The sequence below is a fragment of the Halomonas sp. 113 genome (genome assembly GCF_904067645.1).
Classification (GTDB): Bacteria; Pseudomonadota; Gammaproteobacteria; order Pseudomonadales; family Halomonadaceae; genus Vreelandella; species Vreelandella titanicae.
In genome coordinates, this window is the sequence record NZ_LR881453.1 from 1,097,892 (window position 1) to 1,118,667 (window position 20,776).

18 protein-coding genes are annotated in these 20,776 nt (G+C 52.3%); 16 read left to right on the top strand and 2 right to left on the bottom strand.

Going from position 1 to position 20,776, the window contains the following annotated elements:
* The first annotated feature begins 56 nt into the window (after positions 1 to 56).
* On the top strand, positions 57 to 671 hold the full coding sequence (locus tag YERSI8AC_RS05230; RefSeq protein WP_009287132.1) for a LysE/ArgO family amino acid transporter: 615 nt from the start codon (positions 57 to 59) through the stop codon (positions 669 to 671).
* 29 nt (positions 672 to 700) lie between these two features.
* On the opposite strand, the gene ltaE is transcribed toward YERSI8AC_RS05230, so the two are convergent.
* Complete coding sequence (gene ltaE / locus YERSI8AC_RS05235) at positions 701 to 1,708, bottom strand: low-specificity L-threonine aldolase (RefSeq protein ID WP_039859237.1); 1,008 nt, start codon at positions 1,706 to 1,708, stop codon at positions 701 to 703.
* A gap of 114 nt (positions 1,709 to 1,822) precedes the next feature.
* Between ltaE and YERSI8AC_RS05240 the strand changes: the two genes are divergently transcribed.
* Both YERSI8AC_RS05240 and speG read left to right on the top strand, forming a co-directional pair.
* Positions 1,823 to 3,043 carry an NAD(P)/FAD-dependent oxidoreductase gene (locus YERSI8AC_RS05240; RefSeq protein ID WP_159176251.1) on the top strand — a complete coding sequence of 407 codons (1,221 nt, stop codon included), beginning with the start codon at positions 1,823 to 1,825 and terminating at the stop codon, positions 3,041 to 3,043.
* Between the two features lie 75 nt (positions 3,044 to 3,118).
* Positions 3,119 to 3,670, top strand: coding sequence for a spermidine N1-acetyltransferase (gene speG, locus YERSI8AC_RS05245; RefSeq protein WP_009287135.1), 552 nt, complete (start codon positions 3,119 to 3,121; stop codon positions 3,668 to 3,670).
* A 91-nt stretch (positions 3,671 to 3,761) separates the two neighbouring features.
* Here speG and YERSI8AC_RS05250 read toward each other — a convergent pair whose 3' ends face one another.
* Positions 3,762 to 4,523 (bottom strand): M48 family metalloprotease, encoded by a 762-nt coding sequence (locus tag YERSI8AC_RS05250; RefSeq protein WP_022521788.1) that lies wholly within the window; start codon positions 4,521 to 4,523, stop codon positions 3,762 to 3,764.
* 1,200 nt (positions 4,524 to 5,723) lie between these two features.
* On the opposite strand from YERSI8AC_RS05250, the gene YERSI8AC_RS05255 reads away from it, so the two are divergent.
* From YERSI8AC_RS05255 to YERSI8AC_RS05315, 13 genes are all read left to right on the top strand, one after another.
* The gene (locus YERSI8AC_RS05255; RefSeq protein WP_009287137.1) at positions 5,724 to 6,485 is read left to right on the top strand and encodes a metallophosphoesterase; all 762 of its coding nucleotides are present in this window, start codon (positions 5,724 to 5,726) and stop codon (positions 6,483 to 6,485) included.
* 325 nt (positions 6,486 to 6,810) lie between these two features.
* On the top strand, positions 6,811 to 8,151 hold the full coding sequence (locus tag YERSI8AC_RS05260; RefSeq protein WP_022521785.1) for an enolase C-terminal domain-like protein: 1,341 nt from the start codon (positions 6,811 to 6,813) through the stop codon (positions 8,149 to 8,151).
* A gap of 36 nt (positions 8,152 to 8,187) precedes the next feature.
* A complete protein-coding gene (locus tag YERSI8AC_RS05265) occupies positions 8,188 to 9,171 on the top strand; it encodes a Bug family tripartite tricarboxylate transporter substrate binding protein (RefSeq protein ID WP_159176252.1) in 984 nt (327 codons plus the stop codon).
* Entirely contained in the window at positions 9,152 to 9,667 is a 516-nt protein-coding gene (locus tag YERSI8AC_RS05270; RefSeq protein ID WP_159176253.1) for a tripartite tricarboxylate transporter TctB family protein, read from the top strand. Before YERSI8AC_RS05265 ends, YERSI8AC_RS05270 begins: the two co-directional genes overlap by 20 nt.
* Positions 9,668 to 9,682: 15 nt before the next feature.
* A complete protein-coding gene (locus tag YERSI8AC_RS05275) occupies positions 9,683 to 11,191 on the top strand; it encodes a tripartite tricarboxylate transporter permease (RefSeq protein ID WP_159176254.1) in 1,509 nt (502 codons plus the stop codon).
* An 81-nt stretch (positions 11,192 to 11,272) separates the two neighbouring features.
* On the top strand, positions 11,273 to 12,283 hold the full coding sequence (gene yiaK, locus YERSI8AC_RS05280) for a 3-dehydro-L-gulonate 2-dehydrogenase (protein ID WP_159176255.1): 1,011 nt from the start codon (positions 11,273 to 11,275) through the stop codon (positions 12,281 to 12,283).
* A gap of 191 nt (positions 12,284 to 12,474) precedes the next feature.
* Positions 12,475 to 13,386, top strand: coding sequence for a 5-dehydro-4-deoxyglucarate dehydratase (kdgD, locus tag YERSI8AC_RS05285; protein ID WP_159176256.1), 912 nt, complete (start codon positions 12,475 to 12,477; stop codon positions 13,384 to 13,386).
* A gap of 76 nt (positions 13,387 to 13,462) precedes the next feature.
* Entirely contained in the window at positions 13,463 to 14,518 is a 1,056-nt protein-coding gene (locus tag YERSI8AC_RS05290) for an ABC transporter substrate-binding protein (protein WP_159176257.1), read from the top strand.
* 118 nt (positions 14,519 to 14,636) lie between these two features.
* A complete protein-coding gene (locus YERSI8AC_RS05295) occupies positions 14,637 to 15,080 on the top strand; it encodes a hypothetical protein (protein WP_041157756.1) in 444 nt (147 codons plus the stop codon).
* A 17-nt stretch (positions 15,081 to 15,097) separates the two neighbouring features.
* Positions 15,098 to 16,654, top strand: a complete 1,557-nt coding sequence (locus YERSI8AC_RS05300; protein WP_052475532.1) for a tripartite tricarboxylate transporter permease — start codon at positions 15,098 to 15,100, stop codon at positions 16,652 to 16,654.
* A complete protein-coding gene (gene garD / locus YERSI8AC_RS05305) occupies positions 16,641 to 18,203 on the top strand; it encodes a galactarate dehydratase (RefSeq protein WP_159176258.1) in 1,563 nt (520 codons plus the stop codon). The genes YERSI8AC_RS05300 and garD overlap by 14 nt, the downstream gene beginning before the upstream one ends.
* 52 nt (positions 18,204 to 18,255) lie before the next feature.
* Entirely contained in the window at positions 18,256 to 19,581 is a 1,326-nt protein-coding gene (locus YERSI8AC_RS05310; protein ID WP_159176259.1) for an enolase C-terminal domain-like protein, read from the top strand.
* Between the two features lie 204 nt (positions 19,582 to 19,785).
* On the top strand, positions 19,786 to 20,769 hold the full coding sequence (locus YERSI8AC_RS05315; protein WP_009287148.1) for a Bug family tripartite tricarboxylate transporter substrate binding protein: 984 nt from the start codon (positions 19,786 to 19,788) through the stop codon (positions 20,767 to 20,769).
* Positions 20,770 to 20,776: the final 7 nt, after the last annotated feature.

Below are 20,776 nucleotides of genomic sequence, written 5' to 3' on the forward strand. Positions count from 1 at the left end.
TACTTTATTGCCAGATTAATTAACGCGACGCTAATTCCGGCAATGGGGGCAGGGCAATGTGGGAAAGTTATATCACCGGGCTAGTGGTGTGCGGCGGGATTATCATGGCGATTGGGGCGCAAAACGCCTATATCCTAGGGCTGGCTATTCGTCGTGAGTACCACTGGTGGTCGGCAGGGTTGTGCATCAGCGCGGATATTATCCTGCTCACGGCGGGCATGTTTGGGGTGAGTGCTTTTCTGCTGACGATGCCCAACGCATTGGAGGCAATGCGCTGGGTGGGCGTAGTGTTTTTAAGCTGGCTGGCGGCTCAGGCGCTGTTTAGAGCCTTTAGCGGGCGGCAAGGGTTAAGTGCCGAAGCGGGCAAAGCGCGCAGCTTAACCAAAGTGATTTTCGCCACTCTTGCCGTCACCGTGCTTAACCCCCAGGTATATCTGGATACGCTGCTGCTAATACCCGCCATTGGCGCCCAGCAGGAGAGCGCCGGTGTGTTTGTGGCGGGGGCATCTACTGCGTCCATCCTTTGGTTCAGCCTTCTGGCCTGGGGCGGCGCTGCGCTTTCGCCTTGGCTTTCAAAACCCATCGCATGGCGCATTATCGATGGCCTGATTGGCTTGATGATGGCGGGTATCGCCGTGCATCTTGCTCTAGGGGCGACATCGCTTAGCTAAGCCATTTATTGGTTAATGACGACTCGTTTTTAATGGCGACTAAAATAGGCCTCCATCACCGCGATGACTTTGTCGATATCTGCGTCATTAAGATCACGATGGGTAACGAAACGCGTGGCGTAAAGCAGCTCAATCAAAATGCCGTGCTCTTTTAGCCAGGCGGAGAGTGGCTTTACATGCTCGTCGGGAAAATGCGCGAATACCATATTGGTTGTCTGAGCGCTGATCTCGACTCCTGGCAGCTTTGCTAAGCCCGCTGCAAGGCGCTCTGCACGGCGGTGATCGTCGGCTAAGTCTGCCACGTGGTGATCTAACGCATACTGGCAGGCGGCGGCGATAATACCTGATTGGCGCATGCCACCACCCACCACTTTACGCCAGCGCCGAGCGCGGTCGATCAATGCTTGTGAGCCCACCAGCGCCGACCCTATTGGCGTACCCAGGCCTTTTGAGAAGCACAGCGACACGCTATCGAACGGCAGGCACAGCTGCTTGAGCGAGGTGTCGGTTGCGACAGCGGCATTGAATAAGCGCGCCCCGTCTAAATGCGTTGCCAGGCCGCGCTCGCGAGCAAGCTCAGTGGCTTTTAATACGTACTCTGCGGGCAGCACTTTGCCGCCAATGGTGTTTTCTAATGCCAGCAGCTTAGTACGCGCAAAGTGAAAATCGTCGGCTTTAATCGCGGCACTGATTTTTTCCAGTGGCAGGCTACCGTCAGCGGCGTTTTCAATGGGCTGGGGCTGGATACTGCCCAGCACCGCGGCGCCACCGCCTTCCCAACGATAGGCGTGCGCGGACTGCCCAACAATGTACTCATCGCCGCGCTCGCAGTGGGACATTAGTGCCACTAGGTTGCTTTGAGTCCCACTAGGAAACAGCAGTGCCGCTTCTTTACCTGCCTGTTCGGCCAGATTTGCTTGAAACGCGTTGACCGTTGGGTCATCGCCCCACACATCATCGCCAACCGGGGCGGCCATCATGGCGTCTTTCATGGCAGAGGTCGGACGGGTCACCGTATCACTGCGTAAATCAATCATGCGCATCTCCTTTATTGTGTGGAGCAATCACTCGGAAGCGTTTTCTCAAGCAAGTTCTGGGGAACCATCTATGGTTAACAGCATACTGCAAGTCTCTCAAGCAAAGGCAAACAGATGGATCTGAAAAGTGGTTATCCCTTTTGGGCAGTCAAAAATGGCCTGTTGAAAACCTTTCCTCAATTGACTCGCGATCACCAATGCGAGGTTGTTGTGATTGGTGGCGGTATTACGGGGGCGTTGATTGCTGATGAGCTAAGCCGCAGTGGCCACCATGTGGTGGTGCTTGAACGCCGGGATGTTGGGTGGGGCAGTTCAGCCGCCAGTACTGCTTTGCTGCAGTACGAAATTGACACCCATATGACAGAGCTAGCCGAGCGCTATGGCGAAGCCGATGCAGTGCGTGCTTACCGCGCCTGTGCAGAGGCCATTGGCGAGCTTGAGTCCCTGGCGGCAGGGCTGGGCGATGTGGACTTTGAGCGTCAGCAAAGCCTTTACTATGCCAGTAGCGAAGAGGATGTCGCATCGCTTCAGGAGGAATTGGCGCTGCGCCAAAAACACGGTTTTGAAGCCGAGTGGCTTGAGCGCAAGGCTATTTTGGCGGAGTACGGCTTTGAGGCACCCGGCGCTATTCTTACTCAGCTAGCCGCCACTATTGATCCTTATCGCATGGCATATCAGCTGTTTTCCAGAGTGGTCGCGCGTGGGGGAGAAGTATATGACCGCACACAGATGGAGACGATGACGCCGGATGATCAAGGCGTCACGCTCACTCTGGCCAATGGCGCCAAGCTGCGTTGCCAGTACGTAGTGATGGCCGCAGGGTATGAGTCTCAAGACTGGCTGCCAGAAAAGGTGGCCGTCAATCGCAGTAGCTATGCGCTGATTACCGACCCACTACCGCCAGAGGCATTGGTCAAACTGCGCCACACCATGATGTGGGAATCATCGCGCCCCTACCTGTATATGCGCACTACCTGCGATGGACGACTTCTCGTAGGGGGAGACGACGACGATGAAGATATTCCCAAGCGCCGCGATGCGCGGGTAGAAGAGAAGGCCGAAGGGCTAACAGCTAAAATAGCAACGCTATGGCCTAAGCTCGATATCAACCCAACATTCTCTTGGGGTGGCACCTTTGCTGAAACCGACGACGGCCTGCCTTTTTTCGGCCCGCATGACGCCCTAGGCCCACGCGTTCATTTTGCCATGGCCTACGGCGGCAACGGCATCAGCTATAGCATGATAGGCGCCAAACTGCTGCGCGCGCTTATAGAGGGTAGAGAACACCCTTTGGTGGAGCTGTTTTCATTTAGACGCCTGGCCAAAATGGCCTAACCTAAAGGCAAGAACCGAGTGGCGGGCAAGTTTAAAACGAGTATTCTTAACGGATATTCATAAGGAAAGCGGGCAATGGGCCATACACTTTATTTGCGTGCACTGGAGCGCAACGACCTGCGCTTTGTTCATGAGCTAAATAATAACCAGAGCATTATGTCGTACTGGTTTGAAGAGCCTTACGAGTCATTTGATGAGCTGGAGGAGCTGTATAACAAGCATATCCATGACAACGCCGAACGGCGCTTTGTCGCTGAAGATAGCCATGGAAATGCCATCGGTCTGGTAGAACTGATCGAGATCGACTACATCCATCGCAGCGGCGAGTTTCAAATCATTATTACCCCGGAGCATCAGGGCAAAGGGTTTGCGCGCACGTTAATTCGCCAAGCGCTGCATTACTCGTTCACCATTCTAAACCTGCACAAGGTATATCTCATTGTGGCGGTGGATAATGTCAAAGCGATTCATCTTTACGAGGAGAGTGGCTTTATAGAAGAGGGCCACTTGGTGCAGGAGTTCTTTATCAATGGCAAATACCGCGATGTAAAGCGAATGTATATCTTGCAGGGCACTTACCTGACGCAACTGTCCGAACAGCAAGAAGAGGGTGGCGAGTGGGCTTAGTGGGGGTAAGAAAAATCGGTAAACCTAAGCAACCAATACTCCTGCCATTCATTATCAAGACTAACTTGGCAGGAGTACCAGTGCCTGAGCTTTACTGGAACGAAGCTTCTAGGCGCTCTGCACGATCACCCGCTGCTGGGTGGCTGGAGAAGACGCTGCTGTTGTTGCCGTATTTGGCTTCCATTTTGCGTAGAGCTGCAACTGAAGCCTCTGCATTCATGTCGTGGCGCTGCATTAGCTCAATGGCATAGTCATCAGCTGCACTCTCTTGGCTTTGAGAGAACTGAGCATTGATCAGTTTTTCGCCCAGGTCACCAAGCTCAGAGCTTGATAGTGCGGCGGCGGTAGTGCTGCCGCTGGCCGCAGCTGCTTCACGTGCAGCGGAAGCAGCATAGGCAACCTGGAAAGCACGCTTGGAGTGTCCTAACGAGACGTGGCCGATCTCGTGGGCGATAACGTAACGCACTTCATCGTCGGTCATCTCATCCATCAGCCCGCTATGCAGTCGAATGGATCCGTTGGGTACCGCAAAAGCATTCATTTCTTCTATTCGATAAACGTTATAGTCAAGCGTATGGCCGTCGACTGTTTCCCAGCCTTGGGTTAACTCGGCCAAGCGTTTTGCATACTGGCTATCGTCTGCAACAAGGTGGTTCTGGGAGTCAAGCTGGGCGATGGTTTGATCGCCTAGTTGTTGCATTTGCTGATCTGACATCGTGGCAGCGCCGGCTAAGCTGGAGCCCGCAGACATTAAGCCTCCGAGATCAGCGCCTGATTGACAGCCGCTAAGGGCGAGTGTCGCCACTAAACCTAAAGCATAAGATGTTTTACGAACCAAAAAAGGTGTTTGCATCGTCCGTTCCTTCGTCAATGTGCGTGCATAACAAGAAGAGTCTGCACGTTGAGTATTGCGCCTTTATCAGCCGAATTAATATTAGACTATTTCTTTATATAACTCCATACCCAGCCGTGAAGTAAATGATTTGGGGGGACTATGTATACTGAAGCGTCGAGGTGGTTATCATTAATCCACTAGGTATTGCAATACTATTTGTTTTTTTAAAGAGGTGACAAATATAATTAAGCCTAATGGTAGCGAGCATTAAAGCGGTTCATCTGGTAAGGGGTGCGGGTAAGCAGAAGAGCGTTATCTTATACAGGCGTCTTGTGTCAAGAGACTATGTTGCAGGGTAATGCATGGCTGCGTAAAGCATAGTTATAGCCTGGAGGTCGTATATTTAGACCTGATAGTGATGCTTGTCCATTTAACTAGGTAAAAAAACGCCTCGCTGAAACGAGGCGTTGAGCGGCGTTGAACCAATATGACGTTTGGGGACTTAGCGCAGGTAAGCTTTAATAGCGTCAAGTGCCGCACGTTGTTGGCGGGCACGCTGTGCCCATACTTCCATAACATCTACTTCCAACGCTTGTGTTGGGGTGACTAAGTGTTGCATGGCGTTCACTCCTCTTTCAGGGGACAGGGAATGCGATGAGACCTTGTTGTAAAACTTATGTTGTAAAGCCTTCAAGTTGTAGAAAGCTTATGTTGTACACAGCCTGTGTTGTGCATAGCAGCAATTTAGCTGTGGTCGGATACTAAGAGCTTTTTTTGCGAAGGGCTAGTCCTAACGATGTAGGTGTTTTGCCATTTTTCGTAAGCCATGGCTTACAAATGCTGAAATGACGATATTAGGTCTTTGAATGGAAAAGATTTTCATAGTCATAAAAAAGCCGGAAAATATTCCGGCTTCGGTGATTAGCTTTTGGTCTAAAGGGCGCAAAAGCACCTGAATTAGCCTAAATAGGCTTTCAGCGCTTCAACTGCGGCACGATGCCATTGAGCATTCAAGCTCCAGAACTCTAGAACTTCATTATCGCGTGCAGGGGGGGTTATTAAAAAAGTCATTGTGCGGTCCTCCTATTGGGACTACATCGTTATTATAGCCTATTTTTGCTGCAATGCAGCATGCCTTGACGTGACACCGATGCCCTGCGACAACGTGTCCTAGGCCGGGTAAGATCGTTTAAATAGGTATTTGTTGCGAGGAGCCCTATGCGTCTGCGTATTTTGTCTGACCTGCACCTGGAGTTTTTTGACGGGAACCGCGAGCTGCCTGAGGCGGAGGCAGATGTAGTGGTTCTGGCGGGGGATATTCACCGTAAGTGCGAAGGCCTTGCCTGGTCGCGCCACCAGTTTCCAGACACGCCGATTATCTATGTACCAGGCAACCATGAGTTCTACGGTACCTGCATGCCGCTGCTGCGTGATGAGCTGGCGCTCGAAGCCGAGCGGCTCGACATTGAGCTTCTGGATAATCGTGCCGTCACTTTCAATGGCGTACGCTTTTACGGTACAACGCTATGGACTGACTTTGCGTTGTACGCCGGTGACCCAACGCAAAACCCCGCCGATACTGAGTCTAAGGCGTTGCGCTACATGCCCGACTTTAAAATCGTTCAAACCTCGCCAGGGGAGACATTCACACCTCAGGCAAGCCAGCAGGTGCATGCTGAAGCGCTTGCTTGGCTCGAAAAAGAGCTGTCCCAGCCGTTTGATGGCCCTAAGGTGGTGGTTAGCCATCATGCCCCGCTACACGACTGTATCCCAGGCCAATATCTGGGCGACGCGTTATCCCCCGCGTTTGCCTCCAATTTGCCTCATTTAATGGGCAATATGGATGTATGGGTGCACGGACATGTTCACGAACCCGTGGATATTCTGCGTAACGGCACGCGTATCATTGCCAACCCTGGTGGATACCCTGATGAGTTTACTCCAGCGGTGTTTAAGCCAGGCTGGGTGGTTGAAGTATAAAAATAAATAAAATCAGTTATTTAATGTCTTTTTTAGGTTGTTAATCACTTGCTGGCAGTCATGCCAGCAAGTGCTACTTTGGTTTAATTTTCACTACTGCTGCTTGCGTCTGAAAGTCATGCTACTTATCTTCTTGTTTGTATGATGTATGACATATTGATCCGGATAATTAGATCGCCTATGCCAAGCAGCGAAGAGTGGGTTTGAGTTTAAAAGTCTTTGATTGACCAACAAGGGCTGCGTTTGTCCGCCTTCGTTATTTTAATGCGGCAATGAGCGGGATGCTGATCTGCGCGCTAACACCGCCTATATGGAGAATTGTTTTATGTCGAGTCACGACACTCCCACGATAACCGATATGCAGGTCATTCCCGTGGCAGGGCGCGATAGCATGTTACTCAATATCGGTGGAGCGCACTCGCCGTATTTTACCCGCAACCTGGTTATCCTCAAGGATAGTCACGGTAATGTAGGGGTGGGCGAAGCCCCCGGTGGCGAGACGATTCAAACGTCTCTTGAGCAGTCGCGAGAGATGGTGGTCGGTCAGTCGATCGGAAAAATGCGCTCCATGATTGCGTCGTTGCACAATGCCGGACGGAGTGCCGATTTTGAAGATTTCGGTAAAGGATCCTGGACATTTGAGCTACGCATCAATGCAGTTGCCGCGCTTGAAGCGGCGTTACTTGATTTGATGGGGAAGTTTCTGGGAGTGCCGGTGGCAGAGCTCCTAGGCAACGGCAAGCAGCGTGACAGCGTTGACGTGCTGGGGTACTTATTCTTTATCGGTGATGGGCACGCTACGCCGTTGGATTTTCGACGTGGCACCGGGGGCTTGGATCACGACTGGTACCGTTTGCGCGACGAGGCGGCCATGACCCCTCAGCACATTGTTGAGCTAGCTCAGGCGGCGCATGATCGATACGGCTTTAAAGACTTTAAGTTAAAGGGCGGGGCTCTGGCTGGTGAGCAAGAAATAGCGGCCGTCACGGCGCTGCACAATGCGTTTCCGGATGCGCGCACGACCATTGACCCTAACGGTGCTTGGTCGCTAGAAGAGGCGATCCGGCTGTGCAAGGATCTCCACGGTGTGATTGCCTACGCAGAGGATCCATGCGGGGCGGAACAAGGCTTCTCCGGTCGCGAGATTTTAGCTGAGTTTCGCCATGCCACCGGATTGCCTGTCGCCACCAACATGGTAGCCACCAACTGGCGGGAAATGGCCCACGCGTTGATGCTGCGCTCAGTCGATATTCCATTAGCCGACCCGCACTTCTGGACACTTTCCGGTGCTGTACGTGTCTCCCAGCTCTGCCAGGATCATGGTATGACCTGGGGCTCGCACTCCAACAACCATTTCGATATTTCGCTTGCCATGTTCGCCCAGGTGGGGGCCGCCGCCGTGGGGCGCACAACCGCGCTTGATACCCACTGGATATGGCAGGAGGGCGATGCTCGCCTGACTCGCAATCCGCCGGAGATTGTGGGTGGCAAAGTGGCCGTAACCGATGCGCCGGGGCTTGGGGTCGACATCGATATGAAGGCCATAGAGGAGGCTAATAAGCTCTATCGTTCACTGCCTGCTGGTGCTCGGGATGATGCGATGGCAATGCAATATTTGATAGATGATTGGAAGTTTGATCCGAAAAAGCCAGCGTTAGTGCGCTGAGTGAATACTCTAAACATGACAAAGAAGGACATTACAATGAAAAAGTTAGCGCTAAGCTTATCTGTGGCAACAGCAATGATGGCCAGTGCTGGTGCATTTGCTGAATATCCTGAGCAAAACATCGATATGATCGTGCCCTTCTCAGCCGGTGGCGGCAACGACACCTTCGTCCGCGCACTACAGCCGCTTCTGGAAGAAAAACTCGATACCAACTTGGTCATTCGCAATATCTCGGGCGGCGGCGGAGCCGTGGGGCTGACACGTGCTCAGGCATCAGATTCAGATGGCTATACCTTAGCTGCCGCCAGCAATGCACTGCTGACCTTGGAGGCGTTGGGTAATGTTGACTTTACCTACGAAGATTTTGATTTTGTCGCCAAGATTCTTGAAGAACCCTACGTCATCGCTGTTGGTGAAGACAGTGAATACGCCGACTTGGACGCTATGGTCGAGGCTGCGAAGGAAGGCACCTCGGTGCAAGTTGGGGTTTCGGGGGTAGGGTCATCAGCTCACATCGCGGCGGTGGCCTTTGCTGATACCGCTGAAGTCGATTTTAACTTCATTCCCTATCCCGGTGGTTCTGAGACTATCTCCGCTGCTATGGGCGGGCACGTGGATGCCGTGGTGCTAGGTGGGGCGGAACTTCGCTCGGCGCTAGAGTCCGGTCGTCTGAAAGCCTTGGGTATGTCCTACGCAGAGCGTAGCGAGTCGCTGCCCGATGTCCCCACTTTCCAAGAGGAAGGCTACAACCTGTCTCTGACAGTATGGCGCGGCATCGCGGGCCCTGATGGCCTACCGGAAGAGGCTAAGGAAGCGTGGGTCAACGCCATTAAAGAAATTGTAGACGAAGGATCCTTCGAAGAGACTGCCTCGAATCTGGGCTTGGATATTGTACCGCTGTATGGAGATGAGTTAGAGGCGTTTATCGCTGAATCTGCTGAAGTGATGAAAGACAGTGCTGGCGACTTAGCTGCTAAATACAATAAGGAGTTAGTGACTGATGGCAAAGGATATAGGTAAACCGATCTTTGATCTGTTTCTTGTGGTGGCATCGGCAATTGGGTTTTATATGGCCACTACGCTGCCAGCAGTCAGCATGGCGGGGGGGCTTTCCCCCGCTTCTTTTCCAAAGTTGATTTCTGGCTTGATTTTTGTGTGTGCTGTGCCCTGCTTAATACGTGATTCTTACGAATGGCTTGCTGCAAGGCGAGTGCGGGAAGGCGTAACAGCCCTTAATGCCACTGCTCCGAAGAAAGGCATTTTGCAATGGCTGACCATCGTGGCTTTGATTATTGTTTATATCAACTCTTTCGAGCGGCTGGGGTATATCGCAAGCACAGCGATATTTTGCTTTTTAAATGTCGTTTGCCTTGTCATAACTAGCGGTGAATTTCAAAAATTAAGCAATAGTCGAAAACTTCGAAACCTAGCAGCGTATACAGTTTTTGCGTTCGCTTTATCATTGGTTATCTATTATGTATTTACCGAACTATTCAATATCCCACTGCCGGATTGAAGAAGGAGAAGTGAGATGCTAACGGGTTATATTGATGGTTTGGGGCTGGTCTTCCAGTTGGGTACATTATTGGCGATTGCCGGTGGGACTTTCCTAGGTATTATCATGGGGGTATTGCCTGGCTTAACATCGGCCATGGCGATAGCCCTATTATTGCCGGTAACCTTTGGAATGCCGCCTGTGATGGGTATTGGTATGCTGCTGGGTACCCTGTGTGGTGCTGGTGCCAGTGGCTCGATACCCGCCATATTGTTGAATATTCCAGGGACGCCATCCTCGGTCGCGACGACGTTCGATGGCTTCCCAATGGCTCAAAAGGGGGAAGCGGGGAGAGCCCTGGGGCTGGCAATTGTTGCCTCTTTCTTTGGCGGTGTAGCAAGTATGGTGGTGTTAAGTCTTCTCGCACCACCCATCGCTGAGTTTGCATTGCGATTCGGTGCTGCGGAGTATTTTTCGCTGAGTATTTTCGGGCTAGTCATTATTGCTTCTGTTGCGGGCAAGTCCCTTCTTAAAGGTTTGATTGCAGGCCTGATAGGTTTCTTTTGCTCTACCATCGGTACAGATCCTATTGCGGGGGTCGACCGTTTTACGTTTGGACAGCTTTCTTTATTGACCGGGATTAACCTTTTACCGGCGCTGATTGGATTATTCGCTGTGTCACAAGTGCTGAAAGATGCCTTCGAATATGACCCCTCCAATAAACTTCAGAATAGCCCCCATAAGGTCGATATTGCACGCCCGCGCTTTATTGAAACGCTGCGCAATTGGCGCGCCCTTCTCGTCGGTATAGTGTCTGGTTCTGTCGTGGGCCCAGTGCCTGGCGCTGGGGGCAGTATCGCCTCACTGGTGGCCTATGACCAAGCACGTCGTTTTTCTAAAACACCTGAAAAGTTTGGTAAGGGGCATGGTGCAGGTATTGTCTCCGTTGAGAGCGCGAACAATGCTTTATTAGGTGGGGCGTTAATTCCTACGCTTGCGCTGGGCATCCCCGGCGAGGCCGCGACTGCTGTTCTATTGGGTGGTTTAATGATTCAAGGCGTTACGCCGGGACCGATGCTATTTGAAAGCCAGAGCGGCATCATTTACGGCATATTTTTAGCGTACTTAGTCGCTAACTTCTTCATGCTTATCATCATGTGTTTAGGTATCAAGCTGTTTGTTCGTGTACTGCTAGTGCCAAGAAAACAGTTGATATCGGCTATCATTGTTTTCTGTTTTATCGGTGTTTACGGAGTTGATGGGGATGTGTTTAACCTCTACATAATGCTGGCTTTTGGATTGCTCGGCTATTTTCTCAACCGATATGGCTTTGGAACCGCTCCAGTAATACTGGGTTTAATTCTGGGGCCTATAGCGGAATCTAACCTGAGGCGGGGGCTGCAGACCTTCGGGGGTGATTGGACACCGTTTTTCACCCGGCCCATCAGCGTTACCTTTTTAGTCATCGCCTTAGGGTTGCTGGTGCTGACACTGTGGCAGAACTACCGTACTCGTCAACAAGACGCGGCGTCTGACGCTGCTTGAAGTCCATGGCCGCTATGCGAGGCGGCTGGGGTGTTGAAGCCCACTCGCGGAGTGGGCTTTTTTAATGGTGGGGGGTAAGTGATGGCTAACATCGATTTTGAGACGTTGCGCAGTACGATTGAGAAATCACTATTGAAGGCGGGGCTAAAGCCCGCTGATGCTGAGACCTGCGCGCAAATCCATGCTGAAAGTACCCGCGACGGCGTACATTCGCATGGTATCGGGCGGGTTCCACGCTTCATTGAGTACGTCGGGAAAGGCTGGGTCGATATCGACGCTAAGCCAAGCCTTGTCCAGCGATTGGGCGCGATTGAGGTGCTTGATGGAGGTTTTGGAATAGGTGTGGTCAATGCACTTCATGCCACAGAGCGTGCCATGGCGTTGGCGCGTGAACATGGTATGGGGCTGGTGGCGTTACGCGATACAACCCACTGGATGCGGGGCGGAAGCTATGGCTGGCATGCGGTTGGGCAGGGGTTCGCTACGATTATGTGGACCAATACCGAGTCGTGCATGCCTGCCTGGGGTGGTGCTTCCCAATCGATTGGCAATAACCCGTTGGTGATGGCCGTACCGCATAACACCGGGCCTCTGGTGCTCGATATGGCGATGTCTCAGTTCTCCTATGGGAAGCTGCAGACGACTCAGCTGAAGGGCGAACATTTGCCCGTTGACGGCGGTTTTGATGAGCGTGGAGCGTTGAGCCGTGATCCTGCGGCGATCGCTGCGACGCGTCGCTTGCTGCCGGCCGGGTACTGGAAAGGCTCTGGGTTGTCGATTCTACTGGATGCGTTAGCAGCACTGCTCGCTCAAGGGCGTCCTAGCCATGCTATTGATAAGGTTCAGCGTGGCAGTGGCGGCGGTTGCAGCCAGGTGTTTATGGTCTTTGACCCTGAACAGCTTGGTGGTCGCGAAGCTTGCGATAGCATTGTTGAAGGCATTCAGTCTCATCTGGCCGCAACCACGCCTGCCGAGCCGGGGCGCACAGTGCGCTGGCCGGGCGAGTCGACCGCTAATCAGCGATATGGAGAGAGGCCGATTGTTGTCGATGACATGCTATGGCGCTCTGTTTGCGAGCTGGCGGATGATTAGTTAAAGGCGTTTTAATCCTCAACAGGTTTACAGGGTATGGCTGCTACTTTGGTTTAAATTTCAATAGTTCTGCTTGCACCCTGCTAGCAGGATACTTATCTTCTAGGTTGTATGATGTATGACATAAGGTTGTTGGCTAGCAAATGATGTCTGCTCATTCAGTGGTCAACACATTTTAAAGAGGGCGCAAAGTGACGTTTTCAAGACAAGAAGTAACAAAAGCCATCGGCGATGGTCTGCTATCGTTCCCGATTACCGATTTCGATAGTCAAGGTCGTTTCGATGAGGCGAGCTACCGCAAGCGGCTTGAGTGGTTCATCAGCCACGAGATCTCGGCGGTCTTCGTCGCGGGTGGCACGGGGGAGTTTTTTAACCTGTCACTTGATGAGTATCGCGAGATTGTTCGCGTCGCTGTCGAAGTAATCGACGGTCGCTTGCCCGTCATTGCCAGCGCGGGCTTAAGCGTTGAAACCGGCAAGGCCTTTGCAAAAGCGGCCGAAGAATCGGGCGCTGACGGCATTCTACTGATGCCGCCATACCTTACCGAGTGCCCGCAGGATGGCTTGGTGGAGTATGCCCGCCAGATTTGTGATGCCACGTCAGTCAACGTGATTTATTACAACCGCGGTAATGGCATCTTGAATGCTCATTCTGTTCAGCAGCTTGCCGACCACTGCCCTAACTTGGTGGGGCTAAAAGATGGCAAAGGCGATATTCAGGCGCTCAACAAAATCGTCAAAACCGTGGGTGACCGTTTGGTGTATATCGGCGGCGTACCCACGGCTGAAATTTTTGCCGAGGCCTATGTCTCCATTGGCGTAAATACCTACTCATCGGCTGTTTTCAACTTCGTGCCGGAGATGGCAGTGAAGTTCTACAAGGAGTTGCGTAAAGGTAATAAAGACGTTGTGAAACAGATTGCTAACGACTTTTTTATTCCTTTCGTAGACCTCAGGGATCGAAAAGCGGGCTATGCCGTTAGCCTGATCAAAGCAGGCGCAGACATTGTTGGCCGTCCCGCCGGCAGTGTTCGTGCGCCGCTGACAATGCCAACCCAGGCGGAGTGTCAGGAGCTTAAAAAGTTGATCGATCGCGTTAAATAGTAATAAAGCGCCAACTCACTAAGCCATTAAACCACTGAGCTATAACAATTTAATAACGAGCGAAAGAGGTGAAAGTATGAGCATTTCCAATAGATTAATGACAAGTGTCGGTTCCGCAGCGCTGATGGCAGCATTGAGCGTCAGCGCTGGCGTAGCCATGGCGCAGGATGGCCCGCTGCGCGGCAATATCCGTGTGGTTATCGGTTCAACGTCCACCGGCGGGGATACGTATCAAAACTCTACTATTGTGGTGGATCAGCTAGCTGAAAGGCTGGATCTCAACATGAAGGTGGATGCCGTTGGTGCAAGCTCTGCTTTTCGCACACTCGATCGGGACTCTCGCGGCAATACGCTGATGATCTTCCACGATCAGTCCTATCTTGGCCATTTGTATGGGGTTGAGGGCTACGACGATATTTTTGAGAAATATACCGTCGGGCCGACGCTTGCAATCAACCCAGGCAATGCCTACCTGGTGCCTAAAGATTCACCTTACCAAACCCTTGACGACATCATTGCTGCAGTAGGCAATGGCGAAACCGTTCGGGTCGCGATCCAGCCGGGTGGCGTGTCAGAGATTGGTTTCAGTGCTCTGAAAAACGCTATCTCCATTGAGCATCCTGGGCAGGAAGATAACTTGGTCGCTGTCAATACCGGTTCTCAATCTGACAAAAACCAGCAGCTTTTTGACGGCCAAGCCGATGTAATTAATGGCACCGTGCAGGCTAACGAGCAGTACACGCGGTTACCTGAAGACGACCAGAAAGCGATGCGTTTTGTCTGGTTGACGGCCCGGCAAGATACCATTGAACAGGCTCCGGAAGAGGGGCTTGGCCAAACGTCTCGTGAGCAACTGTTGGAGTATGTAGAGCCAAACGTGCACGTCACAATGGGAGATGACGAGAGTTTCACATTCGATAAAGAGTTCTTCTTCCTCTACAACAAAGACATGGATCCGGCGATTGTTGAGCAAATCGATGAGGCGCTAGCGGATATCTATGCGGAAGGTGAAATACAGGAGACTCAGAAGAACGCCTTCTTTATCCCCAACTTCAAGCCTTCTGATGAAGCCTCTGAGTATCTCGCCGATAAAATGGCTCGCTACGAAGAAATCATCAGCAACATCAAGTAAAGGGTATGGCACTCGCTGCGTGGGTGGCGGGTGTCTCACCTATGCGTGAGCCGCTATAGAACCGCTATAGAAAGAACAATAGTAAGCAGGGTATCTGCTGCTAATGCCCGGAGCTGTTATGGAATCAGGTCTTTCAAGTCTGCTTAGTGTCTCCATCGATTTCGAGACCTCCCACCTGTTTTTCCCGAGGATTATTCACTGGATCATGGCGGGACTCTTTGTCTTGATTTTAATGACAAAGGTAGCTCCCTTCATGGCATCAGTGAAACGAGGAGAGCGCACACTGCCCATTGTGGGTGAGGCTAGGGATAATTTCCGTTTCTTCGGCACTCTCGTCTTGATCGCGGCGTATTTTTATTTAATGGCAGTGGTGGGTGACCTATTCCCCTACACCGGCTATGGCTTTCTGATGGTTTCGATAGCTTTCGTATTCCTTATGTCACTGCTCTATTTGCATGACTGGACGAAAAAGGCCCTTACCATCGTGGTGGTCAATGCCATCGTCGCACCTAGTCTGGCCTGGTTCATTCTCGCCAAGCTTTTCACTATCACCTTACCGTGACCGAAGTGAGTGCCACCATGGAATTTCTCTCACTTCTCGACATAACGTTTTTTTTACTCGCCGGGTTCGGTGCTCTGATCGGCATCATCTTCGGCGCGATCCCCGGCATGACCGCTACCATGGCAGTAGCTGTTTGCCTGCCGCTGACCTATGCACTTGGATTACACCATGGCCTGGCGCTGTTGCTGGGTCTTTATGTAGGGGGTATTTCCGGTGGGATGGTGCCGGCGGTGCTGCTTAATATTCCCGGCACACCGTCTTCAATCACCACTACCTTTGATGGCTACCCGATGGCCCAAAAGGGCGAGGGTGAGAAAGCGCTGAAAATATGCGTTGTCGCATCCGTCGTCGGGGGGCTTATCAGCGCCGCTATACTCTTCCTGTTTGCGCCACTATTGGCCGATTTCTCGATCAAGTTCTCCTATGTGGAGAAGTTTTTGATCATTTTGTTAGCGTTAAGTGTCATTGCTTCGCTCTCCAGCAGCATGCTGATTGGCATCTTTAGCGGTGTCATCGGCATCTGGCTGAGCCTGATCGGTGACTACAGCATTTCGGATGGCGGCAATGGCAAGACCCGACTGATGTTCGATTTTATGGAACCCTACTTATTTGAAGGGTTTTCCCTGCTGCCGGTGCTGATCGGTGTCTTTGGTATTTCCACGATTCTGCTTGAAGCGGAAAAGGGGGCAAAGAGTGGGCTGGTCAACGAACGCATAAAGATCAGCAAAGGAGGAGGCTTTTCGCTTTCAATCTTTAATGGGCGCCTGACCAATCTGGTGCGCTCATCCTTTATCGGCACCTTCGTCGGCATGCTGCCTGGGGTCGGTGGTAGCGCCGCCTCCGTGTTGGCTTATACCCAAGAAAAAAACTTAACGCGGGATTCATCGCAAATGGGTAAAGGGGCGCCCCAGGGGCTTATTGCCTCGGAGTCAGCCAACAATGCCTTGACCGGCGGTGCATTGATCCCACTGCTGTCGCTGGGTATCCCCGGTGACTCAACTACGGCTGTGTTGATCGGTGCATTCACGCTGCAGGGCATCCAGGTAGGGCCGCTATTTATTCCTGAGAATACCGACACTTGGTACGTCATGATGACGGCCCTGGTTTTTGCCAACATCGTGATGTTCTTCTTAATGTTCTATGCCATTAAGTACATCGCCAAAGTGGTGATGGTTCCCAAACACATCCTGTTTCCCATCATTGTGATGATGTGTGTAGTGGGTGCCTATGCCATCAACTACGGCATCATGTTTGATGTCTGGACGCTGCTGATTTTCGGTGTTTTAGGCTATCTGGTGCAGAAGATTGGTCTGGAAGTGGCTCCGCTCATTATTGGTTTCATCTTGGGGAGCCAGGCCGAGGTCTACTTCGTCAAGAGTCTGGAATCGTTCGGCACTTACTCGATCTTTTTCACCAAAAGCCCCATTGCCATGGTGCTGTGGGGATTGATTGCAGCCTCGGTAATGTTCGCGGTCGTCATGAGCGTTAAGTCCCGCGCCAGGCAAAAAATGGAGCTGACCCAGGTGACTGGCAGTACACACACAGCCTCAGGAAAGGGTCATGACACAAACTAATTCCCGCGTGATTCGCGTACATCCCAACGATAATGTTGCCATTGTGGTCGAGCAGGGCGGCCTCGCTGAAGGCACCGTTATTGAGGGCGGCATCACCACCACGATGTCTATTCCGCAAGGCCACAAGGTGGCGCTAGAGGACATCGCTGAAGGTACTCAGGTTGTTCGTTATGGCGAGATCATTGGTCAGGCGTTAACGGCCATTGCCTGTGGCAGTCACGTGAATGAGACGAATGTACGCCTTCCCACGGCACCGGCGCTGGGTGAGTTACCCTTGGCTACGCGTGAGATCCCCGCGATGGAGGCTCTGGAAGGGTACACCTTTGAAGGCTTTCGCAATCCGGATGGCAGCGTGGGAACCAAAAACGTCTTGGGTATCACCACCAGCGTTCAGTGTGTCGCCGGTACTGTCGATTACGTAGTGCAGCGCATCAAACGCGAGCTGCTGCCGCGCTTCCCCAACGTCGACGATGTTGTGGGGCTTAATCACTCTTATGGCTGTGGCGTCGCCATTAATGCACCTGCGGCGATTGTGCCGATTCGAACGCTTAAAAATATCGCCCTGAATCCAAACTTCGGCAACGAGATAATGGTGATCGGGCTGGGCTGTGAAAAGCTGCAACCCTCGACACTGCTGACTGATCGGCCAGTAAGAGTTTACGAAAACACCCAGGCGGCCGACCCAGAAGCCAACGTGCTGAGCCTTCAAGATGACTCCTTTCAAGGCTTCGGTGAGATGGTCGAGGGTATTCTGGCCATGGCCGAACGCCATCTTGAACGACTCAATAGCCGTCAGCGCGAAACCTGCCCGGCGTCCGAGCTAGTGGTCGGTATGCAGTGTGGCGGTAGCGATGCTTTTTCTGGAGTAACGGCTAACCCCGCGGTGGGTTTTGCGACCGACTTGATCGTGCGAGCGGGTGGCAGCGTGATGTTTTCGGAGGTCACCGAGGTGCGGGACGCCATCCATCTGCTGACGCCCAGGGCAATTGATGAGCAGGTGGGTCGGGCGTTGATCGAGCAAATAGCCTGGTACGACGACTATCTATCTCAAGGACAGGCGGATCGCAGTGCCAACCCCTCCCCAGGCAACAAGAAAGGCGGGCTCAGCAACGTGGTTGAGAAGGCGCTGGGGTCGGTGATTAAGTCGGGCAACTCACCCATTGTTGATGTTATTGGCCCCGGTGAACGGCTGCGCCGCAAGGGCCTGACCTTTGCTGCCACTCCGGCCAGCGATTTTATTTGCGGCACGCTTCAGTTAGCGGCAGGTATGAACTTGCAGGTGTTTACCACGGGGCGTGGGACGCCATATGGCCTGGCCATGGTGCCTGTGCTTAAGGTCTCCTCTAATTCCACGCTAGGAAAACGCTGGCACGACATTATCGATCTGGATGCAGGTCGCATTGCCACCGGCGATGCCAGTATCGAAGAGGTGGGCTGGGAACTTTTCCACCTCATCCTGGACGTGGCCAGCGGCCGCCAACAGGCCGCTGCCGACCGACTGGGAATTCATAACGATTTGGTGTTGTTTAATCCTGCGCCAGTGACTTGATCACCTGAATAAAGTTTCAACTTGAGTCAATAATAAGAGAGGTGTACGACATATGTTTCCAAAAATTAAATCAATGAAAGTGGTACCAGTCGCAGGTTACGACGGCTTCTTATTAAATCTCAGTGGCGGTCATGCCCCTTGGTTTATCCGTTGTGTGGTCATCCTTGAGGATGACGCGGGTAATCAGGGCGTTGGTGAGATTCCTTCCAGTGGTGGCATTCTTAAGGGGCTGGAGCAGTGCCGTGAGCTGGTGGAAGGCTCGCAAATCAATAACATCAAGCACACCCTCAATCAGGTTCGCCTGCGATTGGCTCAGAACGGACGCGAAGAGCGGGGGCGTCAGACGTTTGATTTGCGCGTAGCGGTACACGTGATCACCGGAATTGAGTCGGCGCTGTTAGACCTCTATGGGCAGGCACTACAGCTACCCGTCGCCGACCTGCTGGGGCAGTACGGCCGTCAGCGTGATGAAGTCGAGGCATTGGGCTACCTGTTTTTACTGGGTGACCCGGGCAAGACAGACCTGCCATACCCTAACGCGTATAACCCACAGGATAGCTGGGATGAAATACGCTACCAAGAAGCGCTAACACCCGAGGCCGTGGCTAAGTTGGCCAAAGCCGCTTATGAGCGCTATGGGTTTAAAGACTTCAAGCTAAAGGGCGGTGTATTACGTGGGGAAGAGGAGGCTGATTGCATACGGGCGCTCCATGAAGCATTTCCCGATGCTCGATTGACGCTTGATCCCAACGGTGCCTGGAAACTGGATGAAGCGGTGCGCGTGTTGGAGCCTATCAAGCATCTGCTCAGCTATGCTGAAGACCCCTGTGGCCAGGAAGAGAGCTATTCAGGGCGCGAGACTATGGCCGAGTTTAAGAAGCGAACCGGCCTACCCACCGCTACCAATATGATTGCGACCGATTTTAAACAGCTGCAGTACGCCGTTCAGCTCAATTCGGTGGATATACCTTTGGCAGACTGTCATTTCTGGACCATGCAAGGTGCGGTAAAAGTGGGTGAGCTTTGCAACGAGTGGGGCATGACCTGGGGCTCTCACAGTAATAACCACTTCGATATTTCGCTCGCCATGATGACCCACGTCGCAGCGGCTTGCCCGGGTGAGATTACCGCGATTGATACCCATTGGATTTGGCAAGACGGGCAGCGAATCACTAAAGACCCATTGCTCATTCGCAATGGCAAACTCAAGGTGCCCACCACCCCAGGGCTGGGGGTTGAGCTTGATGAAGAGAAGCTTATGGAGGCGCATAGTCTTTATAAATCGTTGGATACCACACAGCGAAATGATGCCATGGCGATGCAGTTTTTGATTCCTGGGTGGGAGTTTGATCCTAAGCGTCCCGCACTCGTTCGTTAAAGTACTTTCTCGATGATGATGGATTTAGCCAGACGTATTACCGATAGAGAGATGTGGTCAGTTAGGTAAGCGCTCGACTTTGGTCTAGTTTTTACATCTCTCTATTGTAGCGCTAACAAGAACACACTAAGTTTCAGGTTGTATGATGTATGACTTGATCATAAGAAATAGTTTGCTGATAGGTTTTAAACCAAGGAGTACACAATGTACAAAAACAACAAAGCCCTGCTAACACTGTCCGCTGCCGTCGCTTTATCCTCACTAACTGGCGTGGCGCTTGCTGACTACCCCGAGCGCGATATTCGCGTGATTGTGCCTTGGGGGGCCGGAGGGGGTACCGATGGAATCGTTCGAAAACTGACCACCATCGCTGAAGAAAATCTTGATGTTTCCATGTATGCAGAAAACATCGAGGGTGGCGTGAGTGCCACTGGTATTGGCCAGCTTATGAGCGCCCGGCCCGACGGCTATACCATTGGCGCGTTAACCTACGACAGCCTGGTGACCGTGCCTTGGCAAGCCATGCTGCCCAGTTACGATATTGATAAGTTGAAGCTGATTGCACGAGTAACAAGCGAGCCCGACGCTATCGTTGTTGACGCCGATTCCGACTATCAAACGATTCATGACCTTATTGAAGCGGCTAAGGCAAATCCTGGTGAGATTCGCGTAGCCATTCAGAATCTTGGCGGGCGTATCCATCTAGCGATTCTACAGCTTCAAGAGCTGACCGGTACGGAGTTCCGAATCGTCTCTTATCCTGGCGGAGCTGCTCCGCAGAAAGAGGCCATTCTGTCCGATGAGGTCGATGTTGCACTTACCAGCCTGGGCGATTTTTCCAATCTCCTGGAAGATGGCACCGTACGCGGTCTCGTTGAGTTCTCCGATACGCAAAACCCGACGTATCCCGATGTGCCTACCACCGCTGACGAGGGGATCGACCTCCAGATTGGCAGCTTTATTGTGTTCGCCGCACCAGCAGACACCCCGGAAGAAGCCATTAACGTACTGGAAAGCGCTTACAAAACGGCTTACGACAGTGATGAGTTTCAAGAGTGGGTTGCCAACGTTGGTGTTACGCCGAACTGGCTGGGTACCGATGAGGTGACTGTCTGGGCTGATGAAACGGCCGAGTCACTGTTCAGCGAAATGGATGCGCTGGTAGAAGCAGGCGTGATGTCCAAGTAACTCGCTA